At 55.2% G+C, this 16,344-nt stretch carries 20 protein-coding genes and 5 tRNA genes; 22 read left to right on the plus strand and 3 right to left on the minus strand.

Features of this window, described 5'->3' with window-relative positions:
- The first annotated feature begins 133 nt into the window (after positions 1–133).
- The 5 genes from ACFOTD_RS25535 to ACFOTD_RS25555 all read left to right on the plus strand — a co-directional run bounded on the left by ACFOTD_RS25535 (position 134) and on the right by ACFOTD_RS25555 (position 583).
- Positions 134–209, plus strand: a tRNA-Thr gene (locus ACFOTD_RS25535).
- A gap of 7 nt (positions 210–216) precedes the next feature.
- Positions 217–291, plus strand: a tRNA-Glu gene (locus tag ACFOTD_RS25540).
- Between the two features lie 7 nt (positions 292–298).
- A tRNA-Val gene (locus ACFOTD_RS25545) sits at positions 299–374 on the plus strand.
- A 17-nt stretch (positions 375–391) separates the two neighbouring features.
- Positions 392–466: transfer RNA gene (locus ACFOTD_RS25550), tRNA-Gln, on the plus strand.
- A 34-nt stretch (positions 467–500) separates the two neighbouring features.
- Positions 501–583: transfer RNA gene (locus tag ACFOTD_RS25555), tRNA-Leu, on the plus strand.
- A gap of 129 nt (positions 584–712) precedes the next feature.
- Here the strand turns inward: ACFOTD_RS25555 and ACFOTD_RS25560 are convergent.
- From ACFOTD_RS25560 to ACFOTD_RS25570, 3 genes are all read right to left on the minus strand, one after another.
- Positions 713–1,924 (minus strand): tyrosine-type recombinase/integrase, encoded by a 1,212-nt coding sequence (locus tag ACFOTD_RS25560; RefSeq protein ID WP_378122774.1) that lies wholly within the window; start codon positions 1,922–1,924, stop codon positions 713–715.
- 100 nt (positions 1,925–2,024) lie between these two features.
- On the minus strand, positions 2,025–2,441 hold the full coding sequence (locus ACFOTD_RS25565; protein ID WP_378122775.1) for an ImmA/IrrE family metallo-endopeptidase: 417 nt from the start codon (positions 2,439–2,441) through the stop codon (positions 2,025–2,027).
- A 14-nt stretch (positions 2,442–2,455) separates the two neighbouring features.
- Positions 2,456–2,887 (minus strand): helix-turn-helix domain-containing protein, encoded by a 432-nt coding sequence (locus tag ACFOTD_RS25570; protein WP_378122776.1) that lies wholly within the window; start codon positions 2,885–2,887, stop codon positions 2,456–2,458.
- Between the two features lie 228 nt (positions 2,888–3,115).
- Between ACFOTD_RS25570 and ACFOTD_RS25575 the strand changes: the two genes are divergently transcribed.
- The 17 genes from ACFOTD_RS25575 to ACFOTD_RS25655 all read left to right on the plus strand — a co-directional run bounded on the left by ACFOTD_RS25575 (position 3,116) and on the right by ACFOTD_RS25655 (position 16,193).
- A complete protein-coding gene (locus ACFOTD_RS25575; RefSeq protein ID WP_378122777.1) occupies positions 3,116–3,301 on the plus strand; it encodes a helix-turn-helix domain-containing protein in 186 nt (61 codons plus the stop codon).
- Between the two features lie 35 nt (positions 3,302–3,336).
- Complete coding sequence (locus ACFOTD_RS25580; protein WP_378122778.1) at positions 3,337–3,636, plus strand: helix-turn-helix domain-containing protein; 300 nt, start codon at positions 3,337–3,339, stop codon at positions 3,634–3,636.
- Positions 3,633–3,830 (plus strand): hypothetical protein, encoded by a 198-nt coding sequence (locus tag ACFOTD_RS25585; RefSeq protein WP_378122779.1) that lies wholly within the window; start codon positions 3,633–3,635, stop codon positions 3,828–3,830. The genes ACFOTD_RS25580 and ACFOTD_RS25585 overlap by 4 nt, the downstream gene beginning before the upstream one ends.
- A gap of 18 nt (positions 3,831–3,848) precedes the next feature.
- Positions 3,849–4,052: a hypothetical protein gene (locus ACFOTD_RS25590; RefSeq protein ID WP_378122780.1), complete on the plus strand. Its 204-nt coding sequence runs from the start codon at positions 3,849–3,851 to the stop codon at positions 4,050–4,052.
- A gap of 489 nt (positions 4,053–4,541) precedes the next feature.
- Positions 4,542–4,814: an AbrB/MazE/SpoVT family DNA-binding domain-containing protein gene (locus tag ACFOTD_RS25595; RefSeq protein ID WP_378122781.1), complete on the plus strand. Its 273-nt coding sequence runs from the start codon at positions 4,542–4,544 to the stop codon at positions 4,812–4,814.
- On the plus strand, positions 4,798–5,004 hold the full coding sequence (locus ACFOTD_RS25600) for a hypothetical protein (RefSeq protein WP_378122782.1): 207 nt from the start codon (positions 4,798–4,800) through the stop codon (positions 5,002–5,004). Before ACFOTD_RS25595 ends, ACFOTD_RS25600 begins: the two co-directional genes overlap by 17 nt.
- Positions 5,005–5,331: 327 nt before the next feature.
- Entirely contained in the window at positions 5,332–5,667 is a 336-nt protein-coding gene (locus ACFOTD_RS25605) for a hypothetical protein (protein ID WP_378122783.1), read from the plus strand.
- A 1-nt stretch (position 5,668) separates the two neighbouring features.
- Positions 5,669–6,694 carry a hypothetical protein gene (locus ACFOTD_RS25610; RefSeq protein ID WP_378122784.1) on the plus strand — a complete coding sequence of 342 codons (1,026 nt, stop codon included), beginning with the start codon at positions 5,669–5,671 and terminating at the stop codon, positions 6,692–6,694.
- A gap of 3 nt (positions 6,695–6,697) precedes the next feature.
- On the plus strand, positions 6,698–7,885 hold the full coding sequence (locus tag ACFOTD_RS25615; protein ID WP_378122785.1) for a metallophosphoesterase family protein: 1,188 nt from the start codon (positions 6,698–6,700) through the stop codon (positions 7,883–7,885).
- Positions 7,882–10,416 carry an AAA family ATPase gene (locus ACFOTD_RS25620; protein WP_378122786.1) on the plus strand — a complete coding sequence of 845 codons (2,535 nt, stop codon included), beginning with the start codon at positions 7,882–7,884 and terminating at the stop codon, positions 10,414–10,416. Before ACFOTD_RS25615 ends, ACFOTD_RS25620 begins: the two co-directional genes overlap by 4 nt.
- Before the next feature lie 201 nt (positions 10,417–10,617).
- Positions 10,618–10,770: a DUF6906 family protein gene (locus ACFOTD_RS25625; RefSeq protein WP_378122787.1), complete on the plus strand. Its 153-nt coding sequence runs from the start codon at positions 10,618–10,620 to the stop codon at positions 10,768–10,770.
- Between the two features lie 13 nt (positions 10,771–10,783).
- Positions 10,784–11,632, plus strand: coding sequence for a hypothetical protein (locus tag ACFOTD_RS25630; protein WP_378122788.1), 849 nt, complete (start codon positions 10,784–10,786; stop codon positions 11,630–11,632).
- Positions 11,619–11,966: a hypothetical protein gene (locus tag ACFOTD_RS25635; protein ID WP_378122789.1), complete on the plus strand. Its 348-nt coding sequence runs from the start codon at positions 11,619–11,621 to the stop codon at positions 11,964–11,966. Before ACFOTD_RS25630 ends, ACFOTD_RS25635 begins: the two co-directional genes overlap by 14 nt.
- On the plus strand, positions 11,963–13,405 hold the full coding sequence (gene dnaB, locus ACFOTD_RS25640) for a replicative DNA helicase (protein ID WP_378122790.1): 1,443 nt from the start codon (positions 11,963–11,965) through the stop codon (positions 13,403–13,405). The genes ACFOTD_RS25635 and dnaB overlap by 4 nt, the downstream gene beginning before the upstream one ends.
- The gene (locus ACFOTD_RS25645) at positions 13,402–13,821 is read left to right on the plus strand and encodes a RusA family crossover junction endodeoxyribonuclease (RefSeq protein ID WP_378122791.1); all 420 of its coding nucleotides are present in this window, start codon (positions 13,402–13,404) and stop codon (positions 13,819–13,821) included. The genes dnaB and ACFOTD_RS25645 overlap by 4 nt, the downstream gene beginning before the upstream one ends.
- Before the next feature lie 3 nt (positions 13,822–13,824).
- The gene (locus ACFOTD_RS25650; RefSeq protein WP_378122792.1) at positions 13,825–14,910 is read left to right on the plus strand and encodes a hypothetical protein; all 1,086 of its coding nucleotides are present in this window, start codon (positions 13,825–13,827) and stop codon (positions 14,908–14,910) included.
- Positions 14,911–14,963: 53 nt separating this feature from the next.
- The gene (locus ACFOTD_RS25655; RefSeq protein WP_378122793.1) at positions 14,964–16,193 is read left to right on the plus strand and encodes a hypothetical protein; all 1,230 of its coding nucleotides are present in this window, start codon (positions 14,964–14,966) and stop codon (positions 16,191–16,193) included.
- The last annotated feature ends 151 nt before the right edge of the window (positions 16,194–16,344 follow it).

Raw genomic sequence — 16,344 nt, forward strand, 5'->3', positions numbered from 1 at the left:
GAGTACTAATCGGTCGAGGGCTTATCCTACTGTTCCGATCTAGGAACAAACGGCAAGCCGCACAGGCAAGAGAATTTCTAGCGCAGATTCGTTTCGCATCCGGTTTTCAGGGCGCAAGCTCTGTAAAACATAAGCTCTCATAGCTCAGTAGGTAGAGTGCATCCATGGTAAGGATGAGGTCACCGGTTCGATCCCGGTTGAGAGCTCCAGCTTTATGGCCCGTTGGTCAAGCGGTTAAGACACCTCCCTTTCACGGAGGTAACGGGGGTTCGATTCCCCCACGGGTCACCATACATACGGAGGCTTAGCTCAGCCGGGAGAGCATCTGCCTTACAAGCAGAGGGTCGGGGGTTCGATCCCCTCAGCCTCCACCATCCATTATCTTATCCGTTGGGGATTAGCCAAGCGGTAAGGCAACGGACTTTGACTCCGTCATTCCTAGGTTCGATCCCTAGATCCCCAGCCATTTGGTTTATCTTTTATGGATGTATTAACGCCTTGCGCGTATGGCGGAATTGGCAGACGCACCAGACTTAGGATCTGGCGGGCAACCGTGGGGGTTCAAGTCCCTCTACGCGCACCAACTTTATAAAATGCCTGAAATCCCTTGATGCAGAAGGGGTTTTTTTATTTTTGGTTTCGGGGTTGCACATCAACAAGGGGATTGTTTGTTCTCACATTTGGTCCGTGGGAGCGGCGTGGGAGCGAACTTTTAGCCTCGTATCTCGGAGCGCGGATCAAAACGATCGAACTTTTCTGCCGTTTCTTTACTGGCCTTCTTCGTCACATGAGTATACGTATCGGCAGTTGTAGATAGGACGGAATGGCGAAGACGCTTTTGAATTTTTTTTAGGTCGGTACCCGACTCAAGAAGCAACGTGGCCATCGTATGTCTCAGGTCATGAAGACGGATGTCTTTCAAACCATGACGCTTTAAGAAGCGATCCCACCATTGCGTCGGATAGGAATAATACAGAGGCTTACCTTTACCGGCATGGAAAACGTAACGGCGCCCATCAGTGCATTCCCATTTATCTTGCATTTTAAAAAAGTTTTTTTGCCATTCACGATAGTAAATTTTTAATTCGCTCATATACCATTGTGGCATATCTACTTTTGCCGTTGAAGCTTCTGTCTTCGTTTCCCCAATGATTGCTTCTCCGTTTATCGTATCGGAAATGCTCTCGTTAATCAAAAATGAATTTTCCTCGAAATCGATATCTTCATCCCAGTCCAGAGCGTTTAATTCTCCCCTACGAAATCCACCTATTAAGGCTCCGAGCATATACATGCGCCACATCATGGGTTCCTCAAATAAAGCCCTAATTACAGCTTGTGCTTCTTCTTCTGTGTAATACTGCATCTCCTTTTTCTCTGCCTTTGGTTTTTTCGTTCCCTTCATTGGATGCTCTTTATAGATTCGCCATTCTTCAGCCTTGTTCAAAATGCTTTTTAGTACTGCATAAATATAACGGATGGTATTCTGGGAAAGAGTATCCCCTTTGCCATCTTTCCGTGCGCCTGGTTTTTCTAAGTCATTCATAAATGTAACGATATGCATTGTTTTGATTTGGTCAATTCTCATGTGACCGAAAAATGGCAAGATGTGATTTTTGATATGTCCATTGTATTCCTTCAATGTTTTATGACCTAGCTCCTTCCGGGCATATTTTTCACGCCATTCCTCGACGAATGCTGCGAAGGTCATTTTCTCCGGAGTGACATAACTTCCGGATTCGACCTCCATCTTGAACTTGATCAGTTCCTCCTGTAGGTACTCCCGCAGTTTCTTCGGTGCTCGAAGAAGTGCTGCATCCTCCACTTCCACACGTCGCCGCTCCATGATCTTAGATCCGTCGGCCCGGTAACCGGCAACGACGTTCAGTCTCCAGGTGTTCTCGCTGCGTTTCTCAACATAAGCCATTCCCATACTCCTTCCATGATTAGAACGTATGTTCGATTGTGGTATATGATGAACCGCCTCGCGGCGGGGAAGCGCGAGTTTGCATGACGAAATTATGAGATCAAAACAGATCGTGCAGTTCCTCCGGAATTCCAAAGCTCGTCAGGAATTCAAAATAGGTTTGTCCAATGCGTGGCGTCGATTCATGCGTCAGCAGCTTAATAGCAAACTGATTTGCCTGCCGTTCGATCCTATCTACCGACATAAGGGTGTTTCGTCTCAAGAACGGTGTATTGATTCTTGGATGGAGTACATAATGACCAAGTTCATGAGCAACTGTAAATTTGGCTTCAAGTTCAGAAAGCTTGTTGTTGATGTGGATGATGGGGATTCGATTCGCGTACGTAAAGTATCCCCAGATGAAATTGCCGAGCGCCTCGTAGAGTACTAGGATGTTTTTCTGAGCTGTGATCTGCAGAGGGTCGCTGGTTCCGGTTGACTTCGTCAGTCGGCGTACCTCGTCGCGTATAAAGCCCATCCTGCGCCTCCGGGTTATTGGTATTTTTTTGGCGTGTACTTCTTTTTGGCCATTTGGCGTGAGAGGCGAAGTGTATTCTCAAGCGAGATCTTCATTAGTTCGCGCTCTTCATCGTCCATCGGTTCTCCATGGAATGAAAGTGCAGTGTCGCTCTCCAGCTCGTTCATCATAGCTTCAAGCTTTTTTGCTATGTCGCGCTCTTCTTTATCACTCAGATCAGAAGCTGGTTGTTGTTCATTTTCTGAGGGTTCCTCCGCAATTTTTCCCGTCAAGAAATCGATAGATACGCCGAAGTAATCGGCGATCTTCTGAAGCTTCTCTCTTTTGGGCGTATATTTGCCCTGTTTCCAGCTAGTAAAGGTAGCAGTGGTTATGCCTGTTTCTTTTGCAACGCGATAAGCAGTGACATTGTTTTTTTTCAATAATTCCTCAAATACCTCATACATAGGCTGTTCTCCACCGTTCTCTGAAATAAATGTATCAGAAAACTTATCTAATAGCCGTTGACTAGCTTAGATATCTATGCTAGGATACAAACATAGCTTAGATAGCTGAGCTAAAGCAAAGGATTGGCTTAGTTTTCTTATATAACTTAGGTGACGCTCTGATTATATAAGAAACCTTAGTTAATCGTCAATACTCATGTAAAAAATTGTCTGGAAGGAGGGGCGGGTGTGTACGAGAGGTTTCTTTGTCTTTTAGAGCAGTCAGGAAAAACACCATATCAAGTAGCCAAAGAAACAGGTATATCGACGGCGACTTTAACCAATTGGAAGCAAGGCAAATATTCCCCTAAGGCAGACAAACTGAAGGTTATAGCTGACTACTTTGATGTTACGGTTGATTATTTTTTGTCCTAATATCCGCTTAATTTGGGTGGAAGAAAGGCGGGAGTATGAAAGCACAAAACGCCTTTAGCGTGATGTATGAGCAGCTGGTCGCCGAGGTCACCGAAAGAGTCACGAAAGACCTTGAAGCGAAGTTTGTGCAGTCCTACCAGGACCGGACGCTGAGCAGCAAAGAGACGGCCGAATACCTCGGCATCTCTCCGCAGACGCTTTACACTCTCTGCAAGCAGAAGCAGATCCGGCACATTCCTGCCGGCTCGCTCACATCGAAGAAGCCAGTATTCCTTTTTCGGCAATCGGTATTGGACGCCTGGATGCGGCAGCGGGAGGAGGAAAGCGTACGGTGAGCGCAGCCAGTCACATCGCGAAAGCAATCGAGCATCTGAGGGAGGCGCGTCATGAGCTGCGAACGATACGCAGCGCCCAACATGTTCCGATCGCAGTGAAGATCGCACAACTGGAGGAGATCTTTGATGCGATAACCGAGCCAGCTCCTTTGGTACCGGCAGAAAAAGGAGAATGCCGAGTCATCGGTGATTGAGGGGAGGTGAACAGGAACATGGGCAAGACACCACTGACCGGCATACCGATCCGTGAGGATGCCGAGTATATCGTTCTCGCCGAGAACGGCGCGGTCGCCAAGTACAGCCGTGAAAAATTTTATCTCATACCCGAACTTGAGCAGCCGCCGCAACTGGTCTATGGTCTGCATGCGATCGCCGTTCCCTTCGGCCAAAAACCATCTGGCAGGCAATTATTCTGACGGCGGTCCTGGCAGCGTCATTTGGTTTTCTAATTGGCTTGCGGCTGCCATCAAACACGATCGCCGAACTGGAAGATGAAATCGCGACCCTTAGGTTGGAGAATGCCATCCTGCAGAAGCAGGTCGGACAAATATACAAGGAGAGGTGATTGAGGTGGGAGCAGTAGGAGCACGGTCTTATGCAGATTCGCAAGAGTCTTTCCAGGCCCTATGCAGGCGTGACCTTATCGAGGACGGCAAACTGGTTCTGACGGACAGTGGCTACGAGCTGACCGAGCTCGGGAAGCAGGCGGTATTGAAGGAATTGCGTCAAAGGTACGAGTTTCGGCCGGCGATGCTCACCATGATTGAAATTTACATCCTAAGCCGGCATCAATGCCCGGTTTGGTAAAACAAAAAAGCCGCCCGGCACGGCGACTGATTCGCAAAACACAAATTTGATTGCTCCTATGATACCGCAGATGGCGGAGGAGCACAAGGAGAAGCCTCATGTTGAAATCTACAGGTATTGTACGTAAGACCGATGAACTGGGACGTGTTGTTATCCCAATGGAACTGCGCCGTACCCTCGGCATCAACGAGAAAGATCCCCTCGAAATCTTCACGGACGGTGAGCGCATCGTCCTTCAGAAATACGCCCCCGGCTGCATCATCACCGGCAGCCAAGACGATCTCATCCAATTCCAAGGCAAGCTTTTCAGCCGCGATGCAATTCGCGAACTGGTGAAGGCTGCAGATAACGCCCGTGGCGTACATTCCTAATCCGGACAAGCCCGCCGCCGTCTCCACTATCCGCCAAGCGTTGGACGCATTGACCGCGTGCCGAGCAGGCGGAGGATTTAACCTGGCCAAGCTTGACGCGTGGATGCAGACGTATCTGGAGCAATTGGAAGAAGCGGCCGATGATATCGACGCCGTGTTGGACGAGCATTACCCGCCTGATGAGCGCTAATGCGCCTTGGGACCGCTGGGTACGGTCCGAAACCATCCCGTGCAATAGCGCGGGATGGTCGCGGGAACCCGCAATGAGGTCGAGCTGCAGATCGGCCCTTTATATAAACCATTTTTTTCGGAGGCGAACGCTTTGGGCGATGCGGCTGAAGCAGTTTTGGAAGGTCTGTTCTGTCAGCATTGCGGTGAGTTGATCGACGGCGAACAGCCGGGTCACCCGCGCAGCTGCGAAGAATGCGACGAATAGAAAAAGGCCCGCGGTAACGGGCCCAAACCAATGGATGCCCTCATGATACCACGCGATTGTGGGGGCGACAAGGAGGCACTCATGGATAAGCAAGGGATTATTGCGAGGTTGCTGGCTCTGCCGGCTGAGATTGCACGAGCAGAAATCATCGTCATCGAATCCAGCCAAGCGGTGTTAGAGGCCAAGGCCGCCCTGCAGGAGCGCGAAGCAGAGTTGCTGACGAGTCCGGCAAACCCAATAGACGGAAAGAACGAGACGATTCGTTCCGCGCAGCTCCGCTCGTTCACCACGGAGCAGCGCGAATGGCTTACTGCTCGGGAATACGATCAGGTCCGCGCGCGCGCAACGCTGTCGGCTCTCCATACGGAGATGTCCGCGCTGCGTTCCATCGCAGATCTGCTGAGGGAGGCGAACTAAATTGTCCGAGGGGAACCTTACGGTTCTGCCTCAGTCCTCCGGTGGCAGCGCCGGGGGCGGGGCGATCGTTGATCTGGAGTTCGGCAGCGCGGCCGATCTCAGAAAGAAGCTGGATGCGATGAAGCAGAAGTTGAACCTGACGAAGGAATTCTTCCGCGAGGTTATGCAGGAGGGCGTTGACTACGGCATTATTCCGGGAACCGACAAGCCTGCACTGTTCAAAGCCGGGGCTGAAGGGCTATGCGAGTTTTATAATCTCGCTCCTACAATTCCGTCTGAAGGAAAAGTCGAGGATAAAAATCATGCAACTGGATATTACGCCGTCGACATTACGATTCGGTTAATCCATCGAATGTCTGGATCGATCATCGCTGAGGGCGTTGGCCATGCAAATACCTACGAGAGTAGGTACCGATGGCGATGGGTCTCTGAGCGCGACCTGCCGAAGGGTGTTGATCCCCGTGATCTTGTCAGTAAGGAGCGTGACGGGAAATACGGAAAGTTCGTGCAGTATCGGATCGAGAATGACGATATGCACTCGATCTGGAACACAGTGCTGAAGATGGCCAAAAAACGCGCGTTGGTTGACGCAGTACTTTCTGCGACGCGATCTAGCGGCATCTTTGCTCAGACGCAAGAGGAGCTCGACGCGTACTTGAGTGGCCATGATCCCGATGGCGATCCAGAAGGGAACCAAGCGCCGCCTCCTCCGCGTCAGAACCGGCAGCAGGGCGGGGGGAATAGGAGCCAAGGTTCTAATGGCAACAGGGCGGCTAACGGACAAGCTGCAACCGGTGATAAGAACCGGGCGTTGGATTTGTCGAAGCAATTGAACGGCGGCAACATGGATTGGAAGTGGCTCGCTGAGCGCGCTTCTGAGGCGCTTGGTCGCCAGGTTCAAAAAGTCGTGCAAGAAGTCCAAGCCAATGAGTGGCGTACCATTGTGCAGTATTTGGAGCAATATGGCACTGTCCCAGAAGATGACCCTGATTTTAATTTTGAAGACCTTCCGGAAGACTTGAGGTGACCCATGAAAATCGCACATGTAGCTGATCCGCATTGGGGCTTCGGGTACGCCGGGCCGACGCCGGCTGCGCGCTTCGAGGACATCACTCGGACTATGGATTGGGTGGCCAGCCGGATTATCGATGAGGGTTGTGAGCTGGTCTTGTTTGCGGGCGACGCCTTTAAGGATGCGCGCGTCTTCATCGATCGGGCAACGGCGGAGATTCAGGCATTCGTCGCCTGGCTCCGCCGGCTCTCTGGAGCCGGGATTGAAGTGGTCGTTATCAGTGGCACGCCGTCGCATGACGCGATCAGCGCCTATCATCTGATTCGAGAGATGCAGATCCCGGGCGTGCGGATCTTTACCGATCCGGGAATCGCGTCGCTGCCGAGCAACGGTGATGTCACCGTCGCTTGTATTCCTGGCATGAATCGCTCGTCATTCGCGGTACGAGATGATTTTGTCGGCCTGCCGCCGCACGAATTTCACCAGCGGATGACGGACGAAATCACGGCGACCTGTCGTGATCTCCGCGGGCAAGTCGGCGGGCAACCGGTCACCTTTTTGTCGCACTTATCCTACGAGCTGGCTGACTTGGGCTTCGAGGACGCGTTGATGCAGAACGAACCGATCCTGACGGACGAGGCGGCCAGGATGTTCGACCTCGTCTGCCTGGGGCACATTCACCGCCCGCAGCGCGCTGGAAGCAACGTCTTTTATAGCGGTGCTCCTGAGCGGCACAATTTCGGCGATGAGCATACGGTCCCGGGGTTCTGGATTCATGAGACCGGGGTAGATGAGCACCTTGTATACTCCGGATTCATATCTTCATTCATCGAGACGCCCGCCCGCCGCTTCCGGACGATTGACTGGTGTGACATGGACATCGAGGCATGGCTGGACGGCCAAGTGGACGACTTTTCTCAAGTCCGCGACGCGATCGTCCGCGTACGATACGCCTGCAGCGAGGACCTGCAGAAGCGGTTCGATCGCCGATCGCTGGAGAAGGCACTGTACGATGCTGGTGCATTCTTCGTCGCCGAGATCCGCGCGGAGATCGAGCGCACGGAACGGATCCGGGACGCCGAGGTGACCGAGGCGCTCAGCCCGCTGACGGCGCTCGCCGCGTGGGGGAGCAATCAGGGCTATGAAGATGCCGAAATCAGCGAACTGCAAGCGATGACGACGGAACTGCTGGAGGCCGGGCTATGATTCCTTTACGCCTAGTACTCAAGAATTTTCGCGCTGTGGAGTACGCCGACATTGATTTGTCGGCAGTTTCTCTTGCAGCAGTCGCAGGGCGAAACGGTGCGGGGAAGTCCTCCTCCTTCACGCTGGCGCCGCGGTTTGCCTGCTTTGGCGACGTAATCGCGGGCGTGAGCTTGGATGATTTGGTCCGTAAGGGCGCGCAGGAGATGGCCGTGGTGTTCGTATTCGAGCATCAAGGCAGTGTGTACCGGACTATACGAACGCGCAGCACGAAAGGCAAGGGCAAGTCGACGCTGGAGTTTCAGCAGCTTGTCAGCGGCCAATGGGAGAGTCGGTCCGCGGAAAAGATCGTCGACACCGAGGCTGTCATTCGCAGCCTGCTCAATCTCGATGACGAGACGTTTACGGCCAGCTCCATGATCCTGCAGGGCCAGGCCAACGCCTTCACGGGCGCCACGGCCGGCAGGCGGAAGGAGATCCTGTCGCAGATTCTTGGGCTCAACGTTTATGAACAGTTGCAGGAGCGCGCCAGGGTGAAGGCCGGCATTCTTCATCTGGAGATCGAGAAGGGCAAGGACAAGCTTCTCGCGCTGGATGAACGTCTATGTGGCCGGGAATCGAAGCAAGCCGAGTTGCTCGCCGCCGAGGATCAGCACGATGTGATCTACGGCTTGATCGCATGGGATGAACAACAGATCCGGGATACGGAGACGACGTTGGCCGACCTGAAGGCGAAGGCTGAGCGTGCAGGGCAGCTCGTCAAGGATATGGTCTTAATCGAGAATGAGGTCGTTGGTCTGCAGGCAGAGCGTGCTGAACAAGTCGCCCGCCGAGAACGGTCCGAGAAGATACTCGCCAACGAAGCGGCCATCGTGGCCAAGTCGGAGGAGCTCGAACAGCTTCGCCAGCAGATCACGACGCTAAAGGCCCGCGAGCCTGAAGCCGAGCGGCTTCGGCGGGATCTGGTAGGCACGATCGAGGAACTGCGACGTTTAGATGAGTCTCTTACCTCGCTGCATTCGAGGATCACTTCAATTGAGCGGCAAATGGCTGATAGGGAGACGCTCCGAAAGCAAGCCGACGAGCATGCGGAAGAGTCTGAGAGGCTGCTCGCCTATGAGGCGAAGGCGGAAGAGTGGAATCTACTGGGGGCGGAAGTCGCTGATCTGCAGACGCTGCATGATCGAGAAGCATCTCGCTTGTTAATGGAGGAGCGGATTCTTGATGACAAGATCACCGCGCTCGAGAAGCAGGAGGCGCACATCCACGATAGCGGTTGTCTGCCGACGTGTAAGTTCCAGCTGGCGGCGGCCGCGGCGATTGCCGAGCTTCCGGAGCTGCGGCAGCGGCGGGCGGACTTGGAGCGCGAAGAGATCGCCAGACTTGCACTGGCCGTCGCGGAGAAGCAGGTCGCGCAGCAGGGACTCGGATACGACGCCGCGGAGCATTGCAATTGCAAGGCTCGAGCAGACGCCTTGCGATCGGCAACCGCCGCTTACGCGCAGTTGGCCATCAAGGAAGAATTGCTACTGCAGCTTCACCAGCAACACGCGGATACGGTAAATCACGTAACTGAATTGATTTCTCGTAGGGACAATTTGGAGCGTGAGATTGATCAGCTCGCGAACGTTCTGGCGCCGCTACCAACCCTCATCACGCAATCAATTGAACTGCAGCGTTGGGCGCAGCTTCGTGATCAGCTCTCCGCCGCCCGCGAGACCGCCGCAACGGCGGGAGAACGGCTGCTTGCGATCGACAAGGAAATCGACTCGAAGCAAACACGCCAGGCGGAGCTCTCCTTGGAGCGAGATGGACTCCTAATGGAGACTCTGGATTACGACGCCAAGCTGGCCGAGTTGGCCAGGCAGCAAGGGATACTCCGAGAGCACCGCAGCCAGCTTGCCGCTCTCGCCGAATGTATTGGCGGTATCAAGGCTGCGCTCGCCGCCCTCGAGGCTGATCAGCAGGAACGCAACCGGTTATCTGCCGAGCTGGTGCCGAAATCGCAGCGCTGGGCTCGGTACCAGACGCTAATCAAAGCGTACGGACGCGACGGGATCCCTGCGCTGATCATCGAAAACGCTGTGCCGCAGCTTGAGCGGATCGCTAACGAGATCCTTGGCCAGATGTCTAAGGGCAAGCACTACGTCCGATTCGAAACGCAGCGCGAGTTGAAGACGCGTGCAGGCTTGTCCGAGACGCTCGACATCCTGATCGGCGATTGGTCGGCGGAGCGACCTTACGAGACGTTCTCAGGCGGCGAGCAACTCCGCATCGATTACGCGATTCGCTTCGCCTTGGCCGAGCTGCTTGCACAGCGCGCCGGCAGCAAGGTCGAGTGGCTGACGATCGACGAGGGGCTTGGCAGCCAGGATGCTGAGCATCGCGCGCTTGTCCTCGATGCGATCAAGTCCGTCGCCGGTCGTTTCCGGAAAGTGCTCTTCATCACCCACATCGAAGATGCGCAGGCGGCCTTCGATCAGGTCATTCGCTTCGACAACAGCGACGGCGCGGTGTCCGTCCTTGTCGGTTGAACCGCAGTACGACGAATATGGTGTGCCGCTCACGCAATCCGGCGTGGGCGAGCGCATTTGGGCCTTATACCATCCGGATCCGGACGCATTCAAGCGCGAGGTCACCGCCTATTTCGCACGTGGATACCCGGGCTGGGCAGTGGTCAAGGCCAATTACAAACAGCGCATAATTTGGATTCGAGATGATAGGGGGCGAAACATTTGAAACATGGGAAGCGCCCAACGCGGCGCCAGAAAGCCGCTATTAAGGCGGCCGGGTTCAACCCTGACAACTGGCTCGTCGTGAAAGATACGAAGCCAACTATGACGATCGTACATCGCGTGTCGGACAAGACCAGGGTCATACCAGCTTAGGGGATGAGCAGCGATGGCCGCAGACAGCTATCCAATCCCGTTGTACTCCGGACTGCTGGAGCCAGGACATTACAAAAACATAGGCAGCGCGATCTGGCTTTTCCTGTGGTGCATCAGCTCCACTACGTCCGAGAAGGAGAAGGATGGAATCGTCTGGGGCATCGTCCTTGGGAACAAGCCGATCCGCTTAAGTGACCTGGAGCCTATCTTCGGGGTGACGGAGCGGACGATTCGATCATGGATTAAGGCGCTCGAAGAGCACCAGTATATTCGGGTCACCCGGGCGCCGCAAGGACTCATTTTGACTGTAAGAAATTCCAAGATAGGCAGTAATAAACCGCAAGTTTTGACGAAGCCAGCATCCGAGAGATCGGAAGAAAACTTCCGATCACCGGGTAGTGATCGGAAAAATACTTCCGATCTAAAAGATCTTAAAGATCTTAAAGATTTTAAAGATCTTGATGCTGTTGATGCTAATACGGCATTTGCTGAAGTCATGAAAGCCTATTGCGACATCCACCAGAAACTGGACATACAGGTCAGGCCGCTAGACGTGCAGATGATGCAGAGGATGATCGCCCAAGGAGTGCCATTCCCCTTAATCGTCCGAGTCATGCAGCAGGTCAAAGCGATCAAGGATGCGAAAAAAGAGCGAGTTTCCAGCTTCGCTTTTTACGAGGGAGCCATCCTGGACGCCTGGAAGACGGAACAAGCCATAACCGAAGGGGTGCCACTCCCCGAGGGGGTGCCACTCCCCCCGGTCGCCATTGGTGAGCCGTCGCCGCGTAAGTCCAAGCAGCAGCGCGAGCTTGAGGAATTGCAGCGCATGAGAGAGGAGGCCGAGCGCGTTGAATCGCTCTGAGGTTATACGCATCATGGAGGTCATCAAGCGGACGTATCCGAGCTTCGACGTTAGTGCCGCGAGCATTGACCATTACGCCAAACGGCTCCAGGACTTTCCGTTCGAATCAGCGCTCGAGAACGTGGAGCGCCACATCTTGACCGAGCGTTTCCCGCCGGTGCTCGCCGACATTCGCGGGCGGATCGGCGATCAGCTCGACAGCCAGCGGAGCAAGGCTGAGGCTGCTGCCTACGCCGCACAGCTTGAAGTATGGCGAGAAGACGCAGACACGAGCCCGCCGCCGCCCGGTTACTGGGATGGAGTCAAAGCAAAGATTCGGGGGCGGAACCGGTGAGCAGCATTGATGAATTTCTTGGCATAGAGACGCCGGCGGACGTTGAGGCTGAATGGGCGGTGCTCGGCGCGATCTTGGCCTTTCCAGGGGAGGCTGCCGAGACATTCCAGACGGTTCAAAGCACCCTGCAGGGCGGGGAATTTTTTAACCGTGAAAATGCCCGCGTTTACCGTGCAATGTGTAAGCTGGCAGACCTCGAGGAGCCAATCGATCTTGTCTCGGTCACTGCACGGCTCAAGGAGACGGAAGAGATCGAAGCGATCGGCGGGGTGACGTTTCTCGCAAAGCTGGCGAATTCGGTTCCTACCATCGCGAATGTCGACTTCTACGCGAACAGGGTTCACGAGATGTTCCTGCGGCGGCAGGCAATCGAGACGGCAATGGACCTGCTGCGGCAAGCTGCACGGGCCGATGATGTGACCGGGTTCGTCGTAAACGCCGAGGCGGCCGTCTCCAAATTGTCCGACCAGGCGACGCCGGCGAAAGAGTTCCTGCGGATCCGCGACGTCGTCCTGCAGGTTTGGGAAGAAGCCGAGACGCGGTACAATGCCCGCGAAACGAATCGGGGCATCAGCGGGACGGAATCGGGCTATCCGGATCTGGACCGGATGACGGCGGGCTTCCAGTCGGGCGATCTCATCATCGTCGCGGCCCGGCCTTCAGTCGGGAAGACTGCGTTCGCGCTGAATATCGCACAAAACGTGGCTGTGAAGGTTAAGGAGACCGTCGCCGTCTTTAGTCTCGAAATGTCGGCTGGCCAGCTCGTACAGCGGATGATCTGCGCGGAGGCTCAGATCGATGCGAGCCGTATGCGGACCGGATACTTCGAGGGTGACGATTGGGAGAAGATGAGTGTCGCTGTCGGCAGACTGGCGGATGCGAATATCTTCTTGGACGATACACCGGGCATTACGGTAAATGAGATCCGCGCCAAGTGCCGCCGGCTGAAGAAGGAGAAAGGGCTCGGCTTGATCCTGATCGACTACCTGCAGCTCATTCAGGGCCGCGGCGGCCGCGGGGTCAATCGACAGGAAGAAGTCTCTCAGATCTCCCGGACGTTGAAGCAACTCGCCCGCGAACTGGAAGTTCCGGTCATAGCGTTGTCGCAGCTGTCGCGTGGCGTCGAGCAGCGTCAGGACAAGCGTCCGATGATGTCGGACCTGCGTGAATCCGGCGCAATCGAGCAGGACGCCGATATCGTCGCCTTTCTGTATCGGGACGACTACTACGACAAGCAAACCGAAAAGAAGAACATCATCGAGATCATCATCGCCAAGCAGCGTAACGGGCCGACTGGCACCGTCGAGCTCGTTTTCCTGAAGGAATTCAACAAGTTCGTCACGCTGGACCGCTCGCACCATGAGGAGACGGATCCGGAGCCGCCGAAGTCAGGCGCCAAGATCCCGGACATGTACCGACAGGGGAGGCGCGGCGCGTGAAGATTGAGTTTACAGTTTTCGGAGAACCCGTCGCCCAGGGGCGCCCCCGCGCATCAACGGCGAGTGGATTTGTGAAATTATATGATCCAGCCAAGAGCCGGGACTACAAGGATTACGTCCGGCTGGCTGCTGCAGAACACGCGCCGCCGAAACTGCTCGAAGGACCGTTAGCCATCATGCTGATCGCCTATCGATCGATTCCTAAGAGTTTCAGCAAGAAAAAGGCCGCTGCAGCTGAAGCCGGCGAGCTATATCCGGTTTCGAAGCCGGACGCAGACAACTACCTAAAGGGCGTAAAGGATGCGCTCAAGGGCGTGATGTGGGTCGACGACAGCCAGGTTGTTGACGCCTACGTCCGTAAGCGTTACTCCGCGAAGCCTCGGATCGAAGTCAAAATCAGAGAACTGGGAGTGTGACATATGGGATACGCAGAATTTAAAGCCAGCTTGAAGAAGATCAACCTGAAGCCAAAGGGCGTTAAGGAAATCGTGCTCGAGGTGTCCGACGGCGCCTTGGCCGGGAAGATCGACCTGCTCTCCGAGCTGATCGATAGCCGGGTGGCCATCCAGATTGACTCGGAAGTCGTTCGCTACAGCGTGCAGATCAATGCACGGACCGAGCGGCCGATCAAATCATATCGGGTCGACGACAAGGGAGTCGTTTCTGAGGTCAAGCCGGAGGGCGAGCAAGTCGAGTTGGAGTTGGGGCTGCCGAAGGAGAAGCAGCAGATCGTGGAGGTTCCGGAGGAAATCGACCTGCAGATCGTCGACGAATTTATCCTGGAGCTGCTGGCGCCGCAGTTTGAAGATCTTCCGTATCCATTCTACGCATGGGTGTCGCGAATGGTAGAAGACGGGGAGACCTATAGCAAGTTTGCCCGCGAGGAAGATCTGACGGCCGCCAAGGTCGCCGAGTTGATCGATGAATATCGCTCCCGCGTCGCGCCGCTTGCCAAGGCTTGGGACGAATGGCGCCAAGGGAACGGCGGAGCAAGGGATGAGAATCCGCGGGAGGAGCAGGAGACGGACGGCGACGGAGAGCCGGCGGAGAAAGGAACGGCTGAAAGCGGAGATGCTGATGGCACATCCGAAGAAAACGCGAGCGGATCCGACATCGAGATGGAAGACGGGGACGGTCAAGGCGATCAGCCTGCCGGCTCTGATCAAGGAGAAGCTGGGTCCGGCAAGCCAGCGGAAGATGAGCTCAGCGATTGGGAACGGGAGGTCATGAACGGTAACGATTCGAAGGCTGCGACTCCCGCGGAGCCGGCGGCCGCCGCAGGACCAGCTGCTTCGGAAGAGGATATCGAATCCTACATCCTGACCGCTAAACCGACGTATCCCGACATTCAGTACGATTTCCCGTCGCTGTTGGCGAGGAGGAAGTCCGGCGAAACGTGGCTTGAGATCGCTCGCTCCCTGGGCAAGTCCTCCGGTACGCTGTCGGCCGCATGGTCCAAGTACAAAAAGCGCGTTGCTGAAGAGCGCGGCCACGGCGCCGCTTAATTAACCGCCCGTCGCCCCTTCCGGGCGGCGGGTTCCCTGGAGGGGAGCATAGCTTGGACTCGTACAAATTAACGCCGGAACAACTCGAAGCTGAGAAGCAACGCCTTGAAGCGATGGGGCCACGGCGCGCCAAGCCCTGGGAACTGAAGATTGACCGGGAGAAGTACCTGGCCGAGCGCGCCGCCGGCAAGTCGGTTGAGGATATGACCTTGAAGCACTTTAACAATGAGCGTACAAAGCTGACCAAGCAGTTGAAAACTTGGGGCATGAGCTCGGCAAGCGATGAAGCCGCGGAGGTGGAGGCATTGGCACAAGGCGTCAAAACGGAATTGAAGGTCACGAAGCAGGATTACCTGCAGCGCCGGATGGCTGGTGAAGGCCGGGCTAAAATTATTCGTACTTGGGGTGTTTCACCCAATAAGGCATACAAGCAATTAGAGGAGTGGGGCGTCCGGGAGATGGACGCAGAGGAACGAGAGCTGGAGTTGCTCGCCCCGACAGTCAGCGTTGCTCCCGCAAGCGAGGTCGATCGGCGGACGTCAGAGATGCTAGAGCAAACAGATGAACTGCGCGCGGAGCCTCTTTCTGAGTGCGCTGAGATCTCGGGACGGATTGAACAGCGCGCGGCGGATCGTGAGCAGGAGCTGGCGAGTCTGCAGGCGGCCGTCGCTCTCTGGAAGCATTCCGCAGAACAGAAGGATATGCAGGTTAAAGCGCTTGGGGCAGAGTTGGAGGAAGAGCGGGCACTTACTGCTGTGCTTGAGGAACGGTTGTCGACCCAACGCCTGGCCTACGAGGGACAGTACGAGCTCGACAAGACCCGGGTGACCAATCTCGAAGAAGATCGGAACCGGCTGAAAGACGGATTTGAAAACGTGGTGAACGAGCTCAATCAAGCAAAAGCGCAGATCGGTGAGCTTGAGACGGAGTGCACCGTCCTCCTGCAGACGATCGAGGTAGCCGTATCCGCTGCCGCCGAATCAACCCCAGGATTCGCTCGGATCCTCATTCCCATCATAACGGCGACTGAACCAATCCGGCAGCGGACGCAAGTTTATCGCAACATGGATAGCTTTGTGGCCGCCGTCGAAGAGCAGGCTATTAATCGTGAGCTCGCCGCGCAGGAACTCTTCGCACTCGTCCAGGCATACGTCAGCTTCGTAGCCGCGGAGCTGGGCGAGCTGCTTCCTGACAAGCCGGTCGACGAATATGTTCAGAGTTTCATCGCCCATCATAACCGCCGGCATAACGAGATTTATCAGAATCAGCAGGCTGCCGGATGAACGAAGTCACGACCACCACATTATCGCCCGCGGAACTCGAACGCCTGCGGGCGATTCCCTCGAAGCCCCCGACCAACTCGGTCGGGCTGCCGCAGAAGAAACCCATCATCATACCACAAAGGCGGAGGCGGTCTTGAGTTGGAGTTGACTT

This window comes from Cohnella sp. GCM10012308 (assembly GCF_042649185.1).
In the GTDB taxonomy this organism is placed as follows: Bacteria; Bacillota; Bacilli; order Paenibacillales; family Paenibacillaceae; genus Cohnella.